The organism is Myxococcus sp. AS-1-15 (assembly GCF_020037055.1).
GTDB classification, from domain to species: domain Bacteria; phylum Myxococcota; class Myxococcia; order Myxococcales; family Myxococcaceae; genus Myxococcus; species Myxococcus fulvus.
This window is the reverse complement of sequence record NZ_JAIQDF010000018.1, coordinates 181207-200404: the sequence shown is the minus strand read 5'-3', so window position 1 is coordinate 200404 and position 19198 is coordinate 181207. Positions and strand designations below refer to the sequence as shown.

The 19198-nt window shown below is 71.7% G+C and carries 12 protein-coding genes; 2 read left to right on the top strand and 10 right to left on the bottom strand.

Annotated features, from left to right (window positions below):
* Both K8625_RS36655 and K8625_RS36650 read right to left on the bottom strand, forming a co-directional pair.
* Window positions 1-1041, bottom strand: coding sequence for a fatty acid desaturase (locus K8625_RS36655; protein WP_223785294.1), 1041 nt, complete (start codon window positions 1039-1041; stop codon window positions 1-3).
* Between the two features lie 135 nt (window positions 1042-1176).
* On the bottom strand, window positions 1177-1857 hold the full coding sequence (locus K8625_RS36650; protein ID WP_223785293.1) for a TetR/AcrR family transcriptional regulator: 681 nt from the start codon (window positions 1855-1857) through the stop codon (window positions 1177-1179).
* 123 nt (window positions 1858-1980) lie between these two features.
* On the opposite strand from K8625_RS36650, the gene K8625_RS36645 reads away from it, so the two are divergent.
* A complete protein-coding gene (locus K8625_RS36645) occupies window positions 1981-2631 on the top strand; it encodes a hypothetical protein (RefSeq protein WP_223785292.1) in 651 nt (216 codons plus the stop codon).
* A gap of 157 nt (window positions 2632-2788) precedes the next feature.
* Complete coding sequence (locus K8625_RS36640; protein WP_223748932.1) at window positions 2789-5617, top strand: FG-GAP-like repeat-containing protein; 2829 nt, start codon at window positions 2789-2791, stop codon at window positions 5615-5617.
* A 54-nt stretch (window positions 5618-5671) separates the two neighbouring features.
* On the opposite strand, the gene K8625_RS36635 is transcribed toward K8625_RS36640, so the two are convergent.
* From K8625_RS36635 to K8625_RS36600, 8 genes are all read right to left on the bottom strand, one after another.
* Window positions 5672-9136, bottom strand: coding sequence for a hypothetical protein (locus tag K8625_RS36635; RefSeq protein ID WP_223785291.1), 3465 nt, complete (start codon window positions 9134-9136; stop codon window positions 5672-5674).
* Window positions 9130-9669, bottom strand: coding sequence for an aminoglycoside phosphotransferase family protein (locus tag K8625_RS36630; RefSeq protein ID WP_223748930.1), 540 nt, complete (start codon window positions 9667-9669; stop codon window positions 9130-9132). The genes K8625_RS36635 and K8625_RS36630 overlap by 7 nt, the downstream gene beginning before the upstream one ends.
* Window positions 9666-13352, bottom strand: a complete 3687-nt coding sequence (locus K8625_RS36625; RefSeq protein WP_223785290.1) for a hypothetical protein — start codon at window positions 13350-13352, stop codon at window positions 9666-9668. Before K8625_RS36625 ends, K8625_RS36630 begins: the two co-directional genes overlap by 4 nt.
* Before the next feature lie 147 nt (window positions 13353-13499).
* On the bottom strand, window positions 13500-15896 hold the full coding sequence (locus K8625_RS36620) for a YfhO family protein (RefSeq protein ID WP_223785289.1): 2397 nt from the start codon (window positions 15894-15896) through the stop codon (window positions 13500-13502).
* A gap of 81 nt (window positions 15897-15977) precedes the next feature.
* Window positions 15978-16445, bottom strand: coding sequence for a hypothetical protein (locus K8625_RS36615; RefSeq protein WP_223785288.1), 468 nt, complete (start codon window positions 16443-16445; stop codon window positions 15978-15980).
* 196 nt (window positions 16446-16641) lie between these two features.
* Entirely contained in the window at window positions 16642-17118 is a 477-nt protein-coding gene (locus K8625_RS36610) for an SRPBCC family protein (protein WP_223785287.1), read from the bottom strand.
* 71 nt (window positions 17119-17189) lie between these two features.
* Complete coding sequence (locus K8625_RS36605; RefSeq protein ID WP_223785286.1) at window positions 17190-17534, bottom strand: antibiotic biosynthesis monooxygenase; 345 nt, start codon at window positions 17532-17534, stop codon at window positions 17190-17192.
* A complete protein-coding gene (locus tag K8625_RS36600) occupies window positions 17531-18739 on the bottom strand; it encodes a cytochrome P450 (protein WP_223748924.1) in 1209 nt (402 codons plus the stop codon). The genes K8625_RS36605 and K8625_RS36600 overlap by 4 nt, the downstream gene beginning before the upstream one ends.
* Between the last annotated feature and the right edge of the window lie 459 nt (window positions 18740-19198).

The following is a 19198-nucleotide window of genomic DNA, read 5'->3' as shown; positions in this document are numbered from 1 at the left end:
TCAGTCCCGAGCGGGCTCGCGGGGCGCGGTGGCCAGCCGCCAGAGCAACACGGGCAGGCCGATGACGGGGCGCAGGAAGAAGTGGCGGCGCTGCTCCGGGGTCAACACGCGACGCAGGAAGAAGTGCAGCCGGAGCTGCTGATACCAGGGCAGCGCGGGCGCCAGGTGGTGTGACAGGTGACAGGGCTGGCCCCACGGCCCGCCTCCGAGCAGCAGCCCCCAGAGCCCCAGCCCCAGCTCCCGCGTCCCGTTCGCCCGGTCCAGGGGCATGAACAGGTGCTCGGTGCTCTCGCGGACCCGGTCCAGCACGAAGCTCAGCCAGCTGCCGACCAGGAACAGCGCCACGCCGGTGAAGAGCCAGCCATGCAGCCACGTCGCCAGCGCCGCGCAGAGCACCAGGTACCCGTTGGTCAGCAGCACGGAGAGTCGTCGGCTCCGCGTGTGCTCCTGGGGCCGCCAGGGAAAATAGTCCGAGTGGCTGAGCATCGGGGCCAGCGGCAGCAGGCTGCCCAGCAGTCGGCGCAGCCGGACGTGGTGCGTGAAGGAGCCGTCCTCCGACGTCCCCAGGCTCCGATGGTGGCTCGCGTGGGCCTGGGCGTAGTGCACCGGGTCCGCCAGGAAGAGCCGACAGGCGTTGTTCGCGAGCACCCTCAACCCGCGCCCCACCCGTCCCCTGCCCACGATGAGGAGGTCATGCGCGGCGCCCTCGTGGACGCTGAGCGTGACGATGCCGCAGACCAGGAAGCCATGCACCGCGCCGGCGACCACCCCCGCGAGCACGATGCCCCCCGCGGTCGACAGGGCCCCCGGCAACACGAAGGGCAGCGCCGTCAACGACAGCAGGTCCGCCGCGAACAGGGCCAGCAGGAGGAGCACGTTGACGGTGTCATGCAGCACGGGGTGCGCGCGGAACCACACCAGCGAGTCACGCGCCCTGCCGCGAATGGCTTCGAGCTGCGCATCGGTGAGGGCGGGGAAGTCCCCGGACGCAAGTCTCGCGTGAGCGGCCGCGAGCCGCAGGTCTTCTGGATGGAGATTCATGGAGTCGGGAGCGGCTGGGAGCAGGCGCTGGAGGTGCCATCAAGATGTCTTTGATTGCGCCGCCGCTCAACTCGCTTGGGTGCTCACATTCGCGGCCCCGAGAGAGAAACGGCCTCGGGGGCGTGCACTTCGGGGCTACTGCTCATATTTGCGTCGGGTCGCCGCGGCCTTCCTCGGCGGATGGCCGAGCGGCGCGGGCGACAGGCTCAGATAGCCGAGCACGAGCACGCACAGCTCATTGGGGAACGCGTCGTTCGTGAGGTAGTCGGGCCGGTCCACGCCAGCGGCATGACAGAGCGCCTCCAGCGTGTGGACGATGATGAAGACCGCCATGTCCAGCTCACGCGGACGGATTTCATCCAACCGCGCCGCCAGGAACACGCGCACCAGCCGGAACAGCTGCTGCTCGAAGGTGTCCACGTGGCCCAGCGGGCGCAGCACCGGCAGGAGCGCGTAGCGCAGCGAGTCCAGCTGGGGATGCAGCCGCTTGAGCGTGAGGATGTGGTGGATGATGGAGGGCACCGCGACGCCCAGCGGGGCCGGCGCGAGCTCCTTGAGTCCCGCGTCGAACTCCGTCAGCCAGCGCGAGCCGTGCTGCTCCAGCACCGCGAGCACCAGCCCCTCCTTGTTCGGATAGTACTGGTAGAGCGAGCCGATGCTGACGCCGGCCTCCTCGGCGATGCGGTTGGTGCTCGTCGCCTCGTAGCCGTCACGGACGAGCAGCCGGGCCGCGGCGGTGAGGATGGCGTCGCACGTCGCCTGGGCGCGCTGCTGACGAGGCTGCTTCCGACGCGAAGGGGAGGAACTGCGCGGCATCACGACTCCTCGAGCTGGAGCCGAACCATTCCAAGGAGTGCCCCCCAGGTCCACCACCCGGAGTGTGGGTGGGCTATCTTCCCCCGCCGTCCGGGTCACCCATCGACCCTGCCTGGGGGCAACGTGGCGCGCATCCGTCGGTCCAGATTGGTCGGCATCATCACGGTCGCATTCCTCCTCGTCACCTTCACGGCGGTGTCCATCGGCTACTTCGGTAGCGGGACGGTGCACCTGCTCACGGTGGGCAACGACGCCGTGGAGCTGGTCGTGGACGACGTCACCCTCGAGCCGAAGAGCCACATCGAGGACCACCTCGTCTTCGACGTCAGCCGGGGCCAGCACAAGGTGAAGCTGACGGACGTCCACTCGGGCACCGTCACGCACTACACCCTGGAGATGCCCCACGGCTTCGCCAAGGTGCTGCTGCCCACGCGCGAGGACCAGTGCTTCCTGCGCTTCGACATGACGAACGCCGCGTACGGGCGCCCTGACGATCTGCTCAAGGACGAGGGGCCCCGGGTGGAGGAGCGCTACGAGACGCACAGCGAGCCCATCAAGCTTCCCACCCAGACGTACCTCACCTTCAAGGAGCTCCCCGAGCGCGTCAAGGCGTCCGACCAGGTGTTCCTCTTGCGTGACACGCCCTGTGACTTCGCGAGCGAGGGCACCAACCCGGTCCTCACCAGACTCATCCTGCACGAGCGCGCCGATGAGCTGTTCAGCGACCCGGACACACTGCTCAATGACCAATTCAGACCCACGGCGGAGGAGTAGCCTCACCCGCCCCCAGGTCTGAGTTCATCAATGACTCACTTGCGGCACGCCAAGCCCGCCCTCTATAGGCAAGATTAGCGGACTTTTCCGCGAAACCCAGACACGAGGCATTGGCGTGCGCAAGCGAAGAATCCCCGGCCCCCCGTCCGCAGCGGGCATGAAGTGGTGTACCAGGCTGTCCCTCGCCGGAGTGCTGGCCCTCGGCGGCTGCGCGGAGACGGCGCCCCAGGCCGCCGCGGAGGGCGAGTCCCTCGGCGAGGCAGTCCTCGCGGCCAACGGGGAGTGCCAGGTCCAGCCGCCCTTCGACCCCAACTTCGAGCCGGAGCTGGAGTGGGCGTGGAGCTCCAGCACCGTCCTGCCGACGCACGTGCAGGTGATGATGTCGCCCATCGTCGTGGAGGTGAACGGCGATGGAATCCCCGACGTCGTCTTCAGCAGCTTCGTGGGCAGCAACTACAACACCAACGGCGTGCTGCGCGCGCTCAACGGGGCCACGGGCGCCGAGCTGTGGACGGTGACGGACCCGACCCTGCGGGTGCGCGGCGCGGGCAGCATCGCGGGCGGCGACATCGACGGTGACGGGCTGGTGGAGATCTGCGCCGTCCCGGAGAGCGGCACGGGCCTGCTGTGCTTCGAGAACACGGGCGCGCTGAAGTTCCGGACGAACGTCTCCCAGAACAGCTGGGGTGGCCCGTCGTTCGCGGACCTGGACGGCGACGGCACGGTGGAGATCCTCAACGGCCACTCCGTGCTCAGCAACACCGGCGCGCTGAAGTGGGCGGGCACGGACACGCTGGGCGGTCCCCAGGGCCCCATCTCCTTCGCGGCGGACATCGACGGGGACGGCCTGCAGGAGGTCGTCAACGGCCGCTCCATCTACCGCCATGACGGCACGCTCAAGTGCCGCAACACCTCCATCGGCAACGGGCTGGCCGGCGTCGCCAACTTCGACGCGGACCCGCATGGCGAGGTCGTCGTGGTCAGCGGCGGCATCGTGTCGCTCATGGACGACAACTGCGCCCTGCTGTGGAGCACGGCGATTCCTGGCGGCGGCAGCGGCGGCGCGCCCAACATCGCGGACTTCGACGCGGACGGCAGCCCGGAGATTGGCGTGGCGGGCGCCAGCCGCTATGCCGTCTTCGAGACCAACGGCACCGTCAAGTGGTCCAGCCCCACCCAGGACAACAGCTCCAACGTGACGGGCTCGTCCACCTTCGACTTCGAGGGTGACGGCCGCGCCGAGGTCGTCTACGGCGACGAGCGCCGCCTGCGCATCTACGACGGTGAGACGGGCGCCATCCGCTTCGACGTGGAGCACGCCTCCGGCACCACGTACGAGAACCCGCTCATCGTCGACGTGGACGCGGACGACAACGCCGAAATCGTCGTCGCGTCGAACAACTATGCCTTCTCCGGCCCCACCGGCATCCGCGTGTTCCGCGACGGCAAGGACGGCTGGGTGAACACGCGCCGCATCTGGAACCAGCACGCGTACTCCGTCACCAACGTCAACGACGACGGCACCATCCCCGCGCACCCCGTGGAGAACTGGCGCGTGCCCGGCCTCAACACGTTCCGCGCCAACAGCCAGGGCACCGGCACCACCAGCCCCTACGCCGCGGCGGACCTCGTCGCCGGCGAGGTGACGTCCTCGTGCGACCGGACCACCGGCACCCTGAGCCTGCACGCGCGCGTCACCAACCAGGGAGACGCGGCCGCCTCCGCGGGCATGCGCGTCGCCTTCTACGACGGCAACCCCACCTCCGGCGGCGCCCTGCTGGGCGTGGCCACCCTCCCCACCGTGCTCGCCGCGGGCAGCAGCGCGGTGGTGAGCGTGGCGCTCGCCTCGGCTCCCGGTGGCACCACCACGGTCTGGGTCCGCGCGGATGACGACGGCACCGGCGTGGGCCGCGAGACGGAGTGCATCGAGACCAACAACGCGGGCAGCGGGCCGGTGAGCCTCGCGTGCTCCACCAACGTGCCCCCCGTGGCGCTGTGCCGCGACGTGTCCGTCGACGCCAGCCCCACCACCTGCCAGGCCCCGGCCAGCGTGGACAACGGCAGCCATGACCCGGACCAGCAGCCCGGTCCCTTCTCCGTGTCCCAGTCGCCCACGGGGCCGTTCGGCCCGGGCTCGCACGCCGTCACGCTGACGGTCTCCGACGGCCAGTCCACCGACACGTGCACCGCCACCGTCACCGTGGTGGACGTCACGCCGCCGGTCATCACCTGCCCGGGCGAGCGTGTCTACCTGGCGACGAGCCCCGCCGGGGCCCACGTCACGCCCGTCCCGGCCACCGCCGCCGACGCGTGCGGCGCCCAGGTCAGCGGCCCCGCTGCGGGCATCTATCCGCGCGGCACGACGCCCGTGACGTACACGGCCACGGACGCGGCCGGCAACAGCGCCTCCTGCACCACCGCCATCCACGTGGTGGACTCCGAGGCCACCCCGCCCGACCTCGTCATGTGCGACGTGCCGCGCTACACCTCGGCCGCGCAGGTGAAGGCGTGCGGCTGGGCCACCACGAGCGCGGGCGGCGCGCCCATCAGCGTGGTGCTGCTCTCCATCAACGGGGGCGCCCCCATCCGCCTCACCCCCGACGCGGGCGGCGGCCACGTCGTCGAATGGCTCAGCCTGGCCGAGGGCCACTACACCCTCACGCTCACCGTCATCGCCACCGACGGCGCCTTCGCCACCGAGAGCCGCGAGGTGACGGTGGACCGCACCGCCCCGCTGCTGCGCGTCGTCGCCCCTGACGTCACCCAGCCGCAGCCGCTCACCGTGGACGTCGTCACCGAGGTGACGGACCTCTCCCCGGTCCGCGTCACGGCCAACTGGGTCAGCTCCACCGACGTCGGCGCGGGCACGAACCTGGCCACCACGCCGGTGACGTTCTCCGGCCCCGGCGCGCACGTCGTCCTGCTGCGCGCCACCGACGCCGCGGGCAACACGTCCGAGCAGGTCCTCACGGTGCTCGCCCAGTAGCGCCTCCGAGGCACCTCCCGCGGGCCAGCACGCGCCGCGGGAGGTGTCCCGTCATCACTGCTGCGTCGGCCGGACCAGCGCCTCCCGTCCCCCTGGGGCGGGGTGGGCCTCGAGCGCCGTGTAGACCTCGAACCAGGCCTGGTACGCGCGCCAGGTCGGGTCCTTCTGCTCCAGCAGCGTGCGCCGTGCTCCCGCCATCCGCTGGGACACGTCGAAGGGCAGCTTCGTGCGCCCATCCGCCTGCAGCTGGGCCGCGAACCAGAGCACGTCCAGCTGCCCGGCATCGACCGGCGCATGCGTGCGGGCCACCAGCGTGTCCGCGTGCTCCAGCGCCATGCCCAACCAGCGCGCCGCGTGGGCCGGGTCCTGGCGGTCCACCGCGTTCTCGGCCAGCCGCAGCTCCGCGAGCGTCACCGAGCGGAGGTCCTCGTCGCGGTCCAGCTCGTCGAACTGCTCCAGGAACAGCGCGCGGCGCGTCTCCAGCGCCTGGGCCGCGGCCTCCAACTGTCCCAGACGCGTGTGGGCATTCGCGCGCAGCCCCGCGGCGATGAGGCGATAGGAGCGGTGGACGTGCTCGGGCGAGGAGTGCGCCCACTTCAGCGCGGAGCGCACGGCCGGGTGGGCCAGGTCCTTCTCCACGCGCGCCAGGTCCTCGAGCGTCCGCTCGGGCTTGCCCGCGCCCAGCGCGGCGGCGCAGCGGGCCAGCCGCATCACCAGGCGGTTGCGCAGCCCCTCCTCGTCGGAGGGCAGGGCCTCGACCAGCGGGAGGCCCTGGTCATAGAGCTCCAGCGCGCGCTCGAAGTGGCCCGCGGCCAGGTGGTAGAGCGCGGCGCGGTCCACCGCGAGCGGCAGGAACCGGGCCTGCTTCTCGGTGGCCCGCACCATCGCCAGCGCCGCGTCCGCCGCCTTCGCCGCGTCCTCCTCGCGCCCCACGTGCAACAGCGCCCGCGCGCGCGCCAGCGACACGGCCAGCCCCGCCCAGTTGTCCACGTAGGGCAGCTTGTCGCGCTGCTCCAGGTAGCCCAGCGCGATGTGGTGGTTGCCCACCTGGGTGTGCAGCATGCCCAGCGCGCCGAGAATCATCGCCTTGTAGCGCACGTTGTTGCGCACCAGGTCCAGCGCCACCAGGTAGTGCCGGTTGGCGCGCTCGGCGGCGGCGGGGTTCTTGCCGCGCAGGAAGTCCTCGTGCTGGATGGCGCCGTACAGGGCCTGCACCGCGCGCTGGTTCTTGAGCTCCGGCCACGCCGCGCGCAGCTGGGCCACCGCGTCCTTCACCGCCTGCGCGTGCGCCTTGTCGTCCAGCTTGGGCAGCTTGCGCGCCAGCAGGTACGCCTTCACGAAGCGCCGGAGCGGCTCCACCCTCTTCTCCGACGTGGTGGTCATCTCCTTCTCCACCACGTCGTGGCTCACGCCGGCGCGCAGGCGCAGGTTCATGGACTCGACGGCGCTCTCCAGCGAGCCCGTGCGCTTCGTCACCAGGTCGAAGTCCGCGCGGGCCTCGTCCTGGCGCTGCCGCGCCAGCCGGCGATACGCGCGGCCCATCAGCGCGCGACGGAACAGCCGCTCCGCCCGACGCCGGTCCTCGGTGCCCACGGGCGCATCGTCCACGTAGACGGTGGCCAGGGCCTCCAGCACGCCGTCCGCGCCGAGGCTGGCCGCGCGCTCCACGGCCTCCTGGACCAGGACCCGGCGACGCAGCGGGTCCGTCTGTCGGCGGTAGAACGCGAGCAGGGCCTCGCGGACGGCGCGCGGCGTGCGCTCCTGCCTCAAGGCGATGATGTGCTGCCCCAGCTCCAGGGCGAAGGCGTGCGCGGAGCCCTCGGGCGCCCGGGCGAGCGCCTCGGCGAGGAGGGTCTCCGCCTCCGCGTAGGGCCGGCCCCGGTACAGGGCGCGGACCGAGGCGATCGCGAAGTCGAGCTGGTCGTCCGCCTTGAAGATCTTGTGCACGGAGAGCCGCCGGCCGACGTCCACCAGCGCCATCCGGTCATCGAGCTTGCGGTACAGCGCGTCCGCCCGCTCGTAGTATGCCTCCAGCACCGCGCGCGGCGTGGTGTCCGTCACCTGCGCCGACTCCAGCTCCTGCCGCGCCAGCGTGAAGTCCCCCGCCGCGTCCGCCAGCTCGCTGCGCACCACGTGCTGGAAGACGGCCGTGGCGGGGCTGGGCGCGTTGGCGGGCTCCAGCGCGGCCATGCGCTGCTGCTCCGCCACGCTCAGCTCCTCCACCATGCGGCCCCGCTCGCGCTCCTTCATCGCGCGCCGGTGGTCGATGAGGACACGCAGCGGCCCCTCCAGCCCCAGCGTGGCCGGGTCGCTCACCGCGCCCATGTGCTCGGCGTAGAACTCCGCCGCGCCGAAGTCCTCGAACGCCAGGTGCAGCATGGACAGCCGCATCATCAACAAGCGGCGGGGCCGGGGGCGCTCCTCGAGCAGCAGCCGGTGGCGGTAGAGCAGCAGCTGGTCCGCGCGCCGCCCCACCATCTTCAGCTCCTCGTTGAGCCGGGGGACATCCCAGGCCGAGGGCACCTGTCCATCCAGGGGCAGCTGGTACACGTCCAGCGACTGCGAGCGAGAGCACGTCGCCAGCAACGACTCCGCCGCCGGCGCCGGGTACTGGCAGTTCCACGACGCGCCGGTGAGCTGGTCCGGGCTGGAGGCGGCGGCCAGCGCGGGCGCGTCGTCGCGCTCCGGGGAGAACGGCGCGCGGAACAGCACGCCGCTGTCGCTCGCGTCGATGGTGCCGTCCGCGTTGGAGTCGGTGAAGAACTGCACCACGTACAAGAAGCGCCCGTCGCGTGAGAACACGGGCTGGCCGCTCTGCCCCGGCAGGTCCAGCGCCAGCTTCACGGGCCTCGCGTCGGGGACATCCAGTCGGAGCGCCTCCAGGTGCGGCGCGGCGCGCGCGGCGAAGCCCGGGCCCACCTGCTTCACGGAGCGCTCGACGGGCACGTACACCAGCCAGCGCCCGTCCGGGGAGAGCGTGGGGCTGGTGAGGTTGCGCTCCAGGAGCGGGCTCGCGCTCCACGCGGCGCCGGGCCGGACGCGCGACAGCTTGAGGTCGCCCTGGATGGTGGCCCGGCTCACCAGCGCGATGCTCGCGGAGTCGATCCACTCCGCCTGCAGCGCGTTGGCCTCCTCGGTGAGGCAGCGGCGCTCCTCACCCGAGGGCAGGTCCCGGATGCAGAGCTGACCGCCGGCCTGGTCCCGGAAGGAGATGTAGAGCAGGCGCTTGCCGTCGGGGCTGATGCGCGGCCACGTCACGTCCGCGCCCTCGTCGAAGAGGCGGCGCTCGCGGCCCTTCTCCAGGTCCTGCACGTAGATTTCGGTCGCGATGTTGCGGTTGGACGCGAAGACGAGCGTGTTCCCGTCCGGCGACAGCTGCCCCAGGAACTGGTCCCCCACGCCCACGGTGAGCCGCGAGGGCGTGCGCAGCCCTCCGTCGTTCTCGTCGTCCTGGGCCCAGGCGCCTCGCGCGAGCAGCGCGGCCAGGAGCAGGACCTTGGTGTCCCGGGACGTCAGCACTTCTTCTCTCCCCAGGTGCCGTCCGCGGCCTCCACCTGGCCGCCGCAGACCACGCCCTCCGCGTGCACCTTGTGCCAGCTCTGGCGCAGCACCTCCTCCGAGGCGTCGGGGCGCTGGGTGCGCATCCACTTCCACAGCTGCAGCCGCGAGCGGTTCACCCGCTCCACCAGCGCCACGTCATCGGCCGTCAGGCGCCCGGCCCGGCAGCGACGGCGGCTCTCCACCAGCAGCCCGTCCTTGCCCTCGCCCACGCAGTGGCGCCGGAGCAGCTCGTCCACGCGGTCCGCCTGCGTCTTGCCCAGGTCCTCCACCAGGGGCGCGGGCTGGACGCCCAGCTCCTCCAGCTGGTTGGGCGTGAGCGGCACCGGCGTCGGGTTCATGCCCGCGCGCGCCAGCCGCTGCTCCACGTCCTTGAACGAGCCCGAGGCCTGCTCCTCGAGCGCCGTGGCGCGGTCGACCATGACGATCTCCGGCGCGCTGATGCACCCGGGAGCGACGAGGGCGGCCCACAGCAACAACGCGCGGGTCTTCATGGCGAGGCCTCCGTCAGCGTCATCGACTTGATGAGCTTGTCGACGATGGGGCCCATGGGGATGCCCCGGATTTCGTTGATGCTGATGAGCTTCGCCAGCCCGCCCATGGTGATGCGCAGGCTGCCGAAGCCGTGGTTGAAGCTCACCCGCACGTGGTCCGGATACCCCAGCGTCAGCGCATAGCGGACACGGTTGGTCGCCGGGTCGACGTGGCGAGGGTCCTCCAGGTCGAGCAGGTCCAACAGGTGCCGGTTGCCGATGCGGAGAATCTCCGCGCGACCGTTGATGCTGCGGTCCTTCGCGGAGATGACCACGGCGGCGTTGCCGTCGAAGGGCTCACCCCGGGACGACTGCACGCCGGTGGCGCGCACGCGGGCCTCCAGCCTGGAGTCCCTGCCCTGCCAGTCGAGCAGCCACTGGCCGGTGATGCGCCCGCCGCGAACGCCCATCTCCAGCTGCGTCATCGAGACCACGTGCTGGTCGATGGACAGGTTGCCCGCCAGGGGCGCGATGGTGGCGAACGGCGTGGTGATGCTGTTCGCGGACACATAGCCGCTGCGCGACAGCAGCGGGTGCTGGTCGGCGAAGCGGAGCATCGGGTACGGATTGACGTCGATGTCGCTCGACAGCCGCACCTGCCCGTCGGTGTAGAGCACGTCCTCGGAGAGCGGCACGTTGCCATCGAGCGCCTCGACGGCGAAGTCCGCCTCGGGCATCCGCGCGTTCACGTTCTGCAGGAGCAGGTTCGCGCGCGTCCTGAAGAGGGTGAGGTCGGGCGAGGCCACGCGGAAGTCGACCTTGACGTGGCCGCTGCTCTCGAGGACGCCGGGCCGCGCGAGCTTGGACAGGTCCTGGGACAGCTCCCCGCGAAGCCCCAGCCTCCGCCGCTCCTCCCCCAGGTCGAGCCGTCCCTTGATGCTCAGCTCGGTGCTCGTCCCGCCGTTGGTCACCTTCAGCTCCGGGACATGGATGACGCCCGTGGGCTTGCGGCGCGCGGTGAAGGCCCACGCCAGGTCCTGCACCGGATAGGGCAGCGCCGGTTTCTGTTCGACGGAGCGGACCGTCAGCTGCTGCGTCACCTCGATGTCCTCCGCCTCCAGCTTGTCGGTGAAGGTGGCGGTGGTGTCACTGGAGAGGTCCGCGAGGGACAGGCGGCTGTCGGCCATCCCGACGGTGAGCTTCTCCACCGTCATGTCGCTGTGAATCGTGCGCCGGGGGCCGTCCACGCGCGAGTCGACCGCCCAGCGCAGTCCGGGGAGGTTCACCGTCAGCGCGTCCTGGCGCCACCGGAAGCCCTGCACGTCCACCACCGCCTTGCCCGCGAAGCTGCCCGTCCGCAGCGGCTCCGGTGAGAACCTGGGCAGTCCGTCCGGGGTGAGCCCGGTGACGACGCCGAGCAACGTGCCATTCACGTCCAGCTTCACGCCCAGCCGCGACGCGTTCAGCTCCCTGGGCACCTGGGCCAGGGCCAACAGCGGTGCCAGCGTGCCGAGCGGCGGGAGGTCCGCCTTCACTTCTCCCTGGAGCGCGCGCGTCTTGCGCTCGTACGCCAGCGCGATATCGACGGTGGCCTTCACGCCCTCCTGGCTGGTGACGCCCACCTTGACCGTCGGCTTGCGCCGGTCCAGGTCCACCGTGAAGGTGTGACGCTGCGGCCCACCGTCGGTCTCCCCCACGCGCAGCCCGTCCACGCGCAGCTCCACCTCGCCCTTGTGCCGCCAGGCATCGCCCCGCGAGCGCGCGACGACGGTGACGTTGCCCGCCGAGATGTCATCCCAGCCCGGCTTCCGCACGCGCACCTCGGTGCGATGGTCCACGCGGGGCGCGGCGGAGAAGAGCGCCGTCGCCTTGCCCTGGGACGACACGCCCACCCCCAGCTGCTTCCAGGGGATGCGCGCGGCGACGTCGTTGGGGATGAAGGGCCGGGCCGCGACCAGGTCCGGGGTCTCGAAGGCGAGCGTGTACGCCACGTCATCCGCGCCCTTGGTGGCGTCCAGCGTCGCGTGCATCGCGCCGACGTCCAGCACCAGCCGGCCGCGGGCTCGGGTCAGGCGCGGCTCGTCCACGTGGGGGACCACCTGCGACGCATCGAGCTTCACGTGCACGGGGCCCTTGAGCACCTCCAGCCCCTCCGCCGTGACGACCTCGAGCGCGCCCACGGGGAGGTCCGCGCGCAGCGAGAAGGGCGGCCTGCCCGCGAGCGGCGCCTGGAGCTGGAAGCCCAACCGCTGGGCCTTCGCGCGCAAGCCCGGGACGTTCACGTCCACGGCCGCCACCAGACCGGACAGCGCCACGTCCCCGGCCACCTGGAGCGGCGAGGACGGCTCGGGCCGCAACTGCTGTCCCTTCAGCTCCCCCTGCGCCTTCGGCACGCGCACCGTGGCGGGCCCGTCGACCTCCAGCTTCTGGAGCGCGAACGTCAGCAGCGCGGACACCCCCTGCCGCGCATCCGGCGTGGCCGCCAGCGACACACGTCCATCACCGAGCGCCACCGTGAGCCCGTCCTGGGCCAGCCGCAGCGACGCGAGCTCGACGTCCAGCCCGAGCTTGCCCTCGGCCCCCAGCAGCGGAATCGCGCCCAGGGTGACGGCTCGCGCGTCGAGGCGCACCTCGCCGCGCTCGAGCGTGAACGGGCGCCAGTCCCCCGGCAGCACCCGCAGCAGCTTCGCGAGGTCCACGTCCGCCAGGGCGCGCGTCACGACAGGCGCCACGCTCGAGTCATCCGGCAACACCAGCTCGGCCTGGAGCTCGGCGCTGTCCGTCAGTCCCGTGCGCTCCAGCTCCAGGAGCGTGCGGCGCGCCCCCACGTCGAACCGCGCGGACACCGCGCCATGCAGCAACGAGCGCACCGAGAACCGAGGGTCGAAGGTCTGTCGCGCGACGTCCAGGTCCACCCGCGCACGAGCGGCCGTGGCCCCCGCCTCCACCGCGAGCGCCAGCGCCAGCTCCGCGCGCGCCGGAGGAGCCAGGGTGCCTTCGCGACTCAGCTCCAGCGGCAACGGGGCGCCCGTCTGGCCCAGGTTCGCGAAGAGCTTCCAGGCGCCGTCCTGCTCTTTCACCTCGGCGCCCAGTCCGAGCCCGCGCACGGACCAACGGTCGACCACCACGCCATCCTGGACGCGGAGCCAGGCCAGCGACACGCCCGACACGTCCACGCGCGCGACGGGGGGCGCGGACGCGAGCAGCGAGGCGAGTTGTTGGGAGAGCCCGAGCGAGGGCTCCTCGGGGACGGGCTCGGGCGCGGGAGGTCCCGTCAGCTCCGAGAGGGACGTGGGCCCCGCGTCGTCGGCCACCAGGGCCACCGTCACCTCGCGCGCCGCCACGTGTTCGATGAGCGTGCCGCCGCTCATGAGCGAGCCGGGCGACCACTTCGCCTCCAACGTCCCCACGCGCAGCAGCTCGGGCGCGACGCGCTGGAAGGCAGCGGGCGTGCGCACCACCAGGCCCTCCAACCGCAGGCCCGACAGCAGCGACACCTGGGTGGTCTGGTAGTCCACCTGGATGCCCGTGGCCGACTCCACCTGCGAGACGACGTGCGACTTCAGCCAGGGACGGTCGAGGTTGTGCACGACGACCAGCGCCACGATGAGCACCAGCGCGACGGGCGCGACGAGACTCAGCAGGACGCCCGCGAGGACTCGAGCCCACCGCCGGCGCGGTCGTTCAGCTCTTGGGGTTTCCATGTGGCTCGGTTGACGCGCGCGGCCATCATCGTCGGGAGGGTGGGTGAAGTCGAGGACCGGATGCGGGCAGGCGGGCGGGCGCCGGGAGGGCCGCGAACGGGCTTCACCAGACGCGCTCGCGCGGGGGCTTCACCCCGTGGACAGCGTTCACCGTAAAGCGGGAGAACGCCGACGACGCCAGCCCTCGGCCAACGCCAGCCCCACGAGCGTCACGCCCCACAGCAGCAACCCCGGCAGGACTCCGGGGGCCCGATAGCGCAGCACCACCTGGTGACGCCCCGAGGGCACCGCGACGGCCCGCACGGCCCCGTTCGCGGGGAGCACCCGAGTGGGCACACCGTCCACGCTCGCCGTCCATCCGGCCTGGAACGCATCGTTGACGATGAGCACCGCGTCCTCGGATGACTCGACCGACACCACGAGGTGCTCGGGGGTGTCGCGCTCGATGAGGACCCGCCCTGTCAGCGGCGCCTCGCTCGAAGCGGGGAGCGGCTCCACGCCACACTCCACCGCGGCCCAGGTACCTTGACGGAAGGCCTCCGTGCCCAGGAGCCCGAGCGCGGCCTTCTCGTCCGACACACATCGAGGCCTCGCGACGAAGAGTCGCGGGAGGGCGTCGGCATGCTCGACGAGGACCAGCTCGAACACCTCGTCGCGTGCGAACACCCTTCCCGGCTTGGGCTCCAGCCCCGCGTAGGACGCGGACGTATACACACTGAACCGCACGCCATAGAGCGGCTCCAGCTGGGTGAAGCGCGCGGGAGCGTCGAGCTGCAGCCCCTTCACGCGAGCGCTCACCGCGGGCAGATACGCCCCCGCCGCGCCGATGTTCCACAGCGCGGGGGTGTCCGGCATCAACGAAGCGCGCGACATCAACGCCACGCTGTCCTGGAACTCGAAGCCCTCGAATTGGGGCAGCTGGAAGCGCTGGAGGCGAGAGGAGACGCGGGGCGCGGAGTCTCCCGTCCGCGCGGCGTGCTCGCGCACGGCCTCGACGAGCGTGGGGGGACTGTCCAGCAGCTCCTCCGAGCCGAGGATGTAGAGCGGCTCGTTCAGCGTGAAGGCCGCGCCCAGCTGCAGCGCCATCAACACCCCGGCCCGAGGCCACGAGCCCGCGAGCCCGGGCAACACGAGCGCGCAACCCAGCGCGAGGCCCGCCGCGATGAAGCCGGCGTCGCTGAACGCATGCGACAACGTCTCCAATGTCTCCGCGGGCACCTGGGGCCAACGGGCGACGACGAAAGCGGAAGACCACACCGCGCCCCAGCGCTCGGCGAGGGCCACGGCGAGCAACCCCACGGACAGGCCACCCGCCACCCAGGCCGCGCGGCGCGCCCGTGGCTCGGAGGACACCAACGCCTTCCACCCGAAGCCCGCGAGCAGCGAGAGCCCCAACGTCAGGTGCGCGACGAGCTTCTCCGGATAGCGGAACGGCCGCCACAGCGGCAGCACGTCATGCAGCCACCCATAGACGGGCAACGCGGCCCCGAGCGCGAGCAGCAGCACCAGCCCCCACACCGCGGCGAACGGCGCCCAGCGCCTCCAGGGGATGAACATCAACCCCGTCACCGCGAGCACCAGCACCGGCGCCCCGACGAGCGCCGAGTCCGTCCACAGCGTGGAGAAGCCACCCGTGCTCAAGAGCGGCTTCACGACCTCCTCGGGGACGGCGCGCTCCACTGCGGGGTTGGCGAGGTAGGGCCCCAGGACGAGCTCCGGCAGTCGCCACGGGTCCAGCGACCAGCGCTGTGCGTCCTCGAGCGAGCTGGCGCCAGGGGCCCCGTGCGCGAACACCGCCATGCCCGCGAACAGCTGCGGCGCGGCCAGCCCCGCGCCCATCGCCACGAGCCCCAGCGCGCGGAGCACGCGAGTCCGCAAGGCGCCCCGGCCCGTCACCGCGAGCAGCAACACGAAGGCGTTCGCGAAGGCATAGCTCCACGTGTCACCGGCCAGCAGCACGCTGGCGACACCAAAGGCGGCCACGGCGGCGCGAGCGGGGGTGGCGGCGCGCAGGAAACGCTCGGCGGCCCAGAGCGCCGCGGGCAGGGAGGCCGCCGCCAGGAGGTACGCCAGGTTGTTGGTGAGCGACACCAGGTGTCCGCTGAAGGCGAAGGCGAGCCCCCCGAAGAACGCTCCGCCCCGTGGCACGTCGTACAGCCGCAGCAGCGCGTAGGTGCCCAGCAGGGCCAGCGGCGGACACGCCAGCACCGTGAGCTTCATCGCCACGCCGGTGGAGAACAGCAGCCCCAGCAGCTGTGACGGATGGAAGGGCGCGGACAGCATGATGCCCGCGAACGACTGCCCCAGCCCGTCGAAGGGATACCAGCCGGGGAAGTCTCCTCCGAGGACCCGCTGCGCCCAGTAGCGCCGCAAGGGCGCGTAGACCAGGAGCATGTCCCGCGCGATGAAGACCTGCGCGCTGAACACGGCCCGGTAGAAGAAGAGACAGGTGAGGGCCAGGGCACCGCCGACGACGGCCCACGCCGGGCGCGGAATCGGGACTCGGACTCCGGCGGCGGGCTCGGGCGAAGCAGGGGGAGGCATCCAGCGCGGGATTGTTCACCCTCCCCCCGCCCGCGTCCAGGGGCGACAACGCCTCACGGACGCGGTGCTACCCCTTCGCGCTCAGTTCTCGCGCTCGGCGTCCACGCCGATGATGCAGGTGCACGTGCGGGTGACGGCGTTGCAGCGTCCGGACAGCGTGCCACCACACTGGGCGTTGGACGTGCAGGAGCGGCCCGGCGTGCAGGTGCCACAGTCCGGGTCCAGCGCGCACAGCTCCGAGCAGCAGTTGTCCCGCGCGCAGCCGCACGGCGCCGGCACGAAGCGACAGCCATAGGGGCTGCCATTGCACCACACCTGCTCGAGCCCGGCCGGGTCGAGCCAACACTGGCGATTGTTTCCGGAGCACGAGGCCGTCACGCCATTGGCGCACTGCAGGCTCACCGTACAGTCACCGGCGCCGAGCGCCGACTCCTGCTGTCCGACGGTCTCCGACGCGGGGGCCTCGTGGAGCTGAGCATCATTCTGCGCGGGCTCACATCCGGTCAGCAGCATCGCGGCGACGACAAGGAATCCAGCCAGACTCTTCATGGGAGGCCTCTCTCGGTTGATGGATGGGATGACGCGCTCGGGGGAGCGCGGCGCGCGAAATATGTCAGACGCCACCGCAAGTGAAGACAGTTCTCACCGTCACGAATCCGCGGCGTGCCTCAATCCCAACCACACTCAGGTGCGGGCCGCCCCATTGAGTCAGGGACGACCGCGCGCCTGGTGTTGCATGGCTGGATTATTCGACGAACGTCGCGAGGTTCTCGAGCGTGGATGACATCCCGACGACGTGGTCCTCCTGCCGGATGCCCTCGGGCACGTCCACACAGCGGATGGAGACCTCGGTGCCGGCGCCGACGGGCGTCAGCGTCCAGGTCATCGTCATCGTCCCCGCGAAGGCGGGGTCCTCCGACTCGAACTCGAACCGCTGGACGACGCGCTGGTCCGGGACGAGCTCCACGAACTGCCCCTCGACGGCGTCCTCGTGAGCCGAGCTCTTGCCTGGAACGGAGTGATGCGCCTCGTCATACGTGAGCGTCAGTCGATAGGCGCCACCGGCGCGTGGCTCGAAGGCCCGCAGGCGCGCCGTCATCCCCTTGGGGGGAAGCCACTTCGTGACGGCCTCCGGGTCCAGCAGCGCTTGATACAGCCTGGCCGGCGGCGCCGCGATGACCCTCGAGGCCGAGTCGACCCTCTTTCCCTGTGTGTTCGTCATCAGTGCCGCAGCTTGGAGCCCTCGCCTGGCCCGGGCAACCCGGCGCGCGCCCGGGCTCGGGGCAGGCGACGTCAGCCGTGCACCTTCCGACTGTCGCCCGGAGCCTCCTCGCGCCGCGACAGGCCGTAGTCGCGCAGGACGCTGGCGACCCGCAGCCGATAGTCCAGGAAGACCCCGTCGCGCCCCTGCGCCTGAGCCGCGCGATGGGCCTCGAGTCGACGCCAGGCCTCGACCGCCGCCTCGTCCCTCCAGAACGAGAGCGACAGCAGGCGACTGGAATCCGAGAGGCTCTGGAAGCGCTCGAGGGAGATGAAGCCATCGATTTGGGAGAGCAGCGGCCGCAGCCCCGCGGCCAGGTCCAGGTAGGTCTGCCTCCCCGCTTCGCGAAGCTGGACCTCGAAGATGACGGCGATCATCCAACCTCCTCGGGCGCGAGCCGGAGCGCGGGCAGCAGGGGTACTCGGGCATTGAGCAGCGGCAGGAAGGGGACGTCCTCGAAGGCGTCGCGATGCCGGGCGAGGTCCGTGGCGAGCAGGACTTCCAGGGCCCCCGCCGCCAGGGACTTCGCGAGGCGCTCACCAGGACAGACATGCGCGCCCCAGCCGAAGGAGAGCCGCGCGGAAGGCTCGCGATGGATGTCGAAGCGGTGGGGCTCGCGGTGCACCCGCGCGTCGCGATTCGCGGCGGCGAGCACGACCAGGACACCCTCCCCCGCCGCGAGCGCGTGGCCTTCGAGGACGGTGTCCTCCGCGAGGTAGCGGCGCGTGTTCTGCACCGGCGGGTCGTATCGCAGCACCTCATCGAGCACCTGGGGCAGCAGCGCCGGTCGGCCGGCCACCTCGGCGAGCAGCGAGGGCTCCCGCATCAGGGCTCGCAGGGTGTTGCCAATCAAGCCGGCCGTCGCGTCATGGGTCTGCACCAGCAGCCCGATGGCGTTGGCGACCACCACGTCGACCAGGCGCTCCGGGTCCACGCTCGCGGCGGCGTCCGCCGAAGCGCCGACCTCCCTCCGCAAGAACGCCAGCGGCCCTCCTTCGCCCCCTCGCGCCGTCTGGGCCTCCAGGGCCGAGCGGACCTCCGCGCGCAGCTGCTCCGCCGCGAGCCCGCCTCGCAGGACCACGGCGTCCCCTGCGCCAGGGACGAGCCCCTTCACCAGCTCCCCCGTCCATTCCGCCACCCCGGACAACGTCCCAGGCGCCAGCCCCAACAGCGCCCCGACGGAATGGACCGGCCACCCGAACACCCACTCCTGGAGCGAGCCCCCGCGCAGCAGTCGTCGCGCGCTGGCACGCACGTCCACGCCGGGCGCGGCCCTCCACCGCTCGATGAGCGCCCCGAGCCCCCGGCGCACCACCCCGTGGAACGGCCCGTCGTTCATCCGGGCCCATTGCCCGAACAGCGCCCCGGAGGCCAGCGCGCCGAACGTCCGTGGCACCGGCTCCGCGCGGGGCCGGACAAGGCAGGCAGGGGACGTCAGCACCGCCCGAACGCTTCGAGCGCTGGAGGCCACCCAGAGTCCGAGGGCCGCGTCCCGATAGAAGGGACGCGTCGCGACGAGCTCGGCATAGAACGGATACGGGTCGGGGTGTGTGGCGGCGGCGACAGGATGCAGCGGCGTCATGGACGTGCTTCTACGCGCCGCCGCGGGGGCCATGTTTCGGCGCACACCGAAACGTCGTCGGGCTGAGGCCCTCGCTTCCCTCCAACGAGGTCCGGTTCCCCACGGAAGGGAACCCACCGGGCCTCCATGTCACGGCGCGGGGACCTCGCGCCGCACCCGATGAGAAGACCTCTTCCCTTCTGCTGGGCAAAAGCCCACGGCCCTCGGGGAACAGGCTTGCCCAGCAATCCGCCCGGCGGCGCGAGGTTGCTCCCACCGTGGGGAGGTGACCTCGGTCACCCCACACCAGCACAAGAGCAGGAAGTCCTGGCTCATCCGGTGAAAACAGCCCCCGCTCGCGAGGGCCTTGCTGGTCCCCATTCAAAGCAAGACGAGGCGGGCGATGAAGGCATGGAGCAAGGCGTGGCCGCCCCGCAGGTGGCGCGCCAGCCCCACATCGGCCGGCCGCCACCGTCGTCC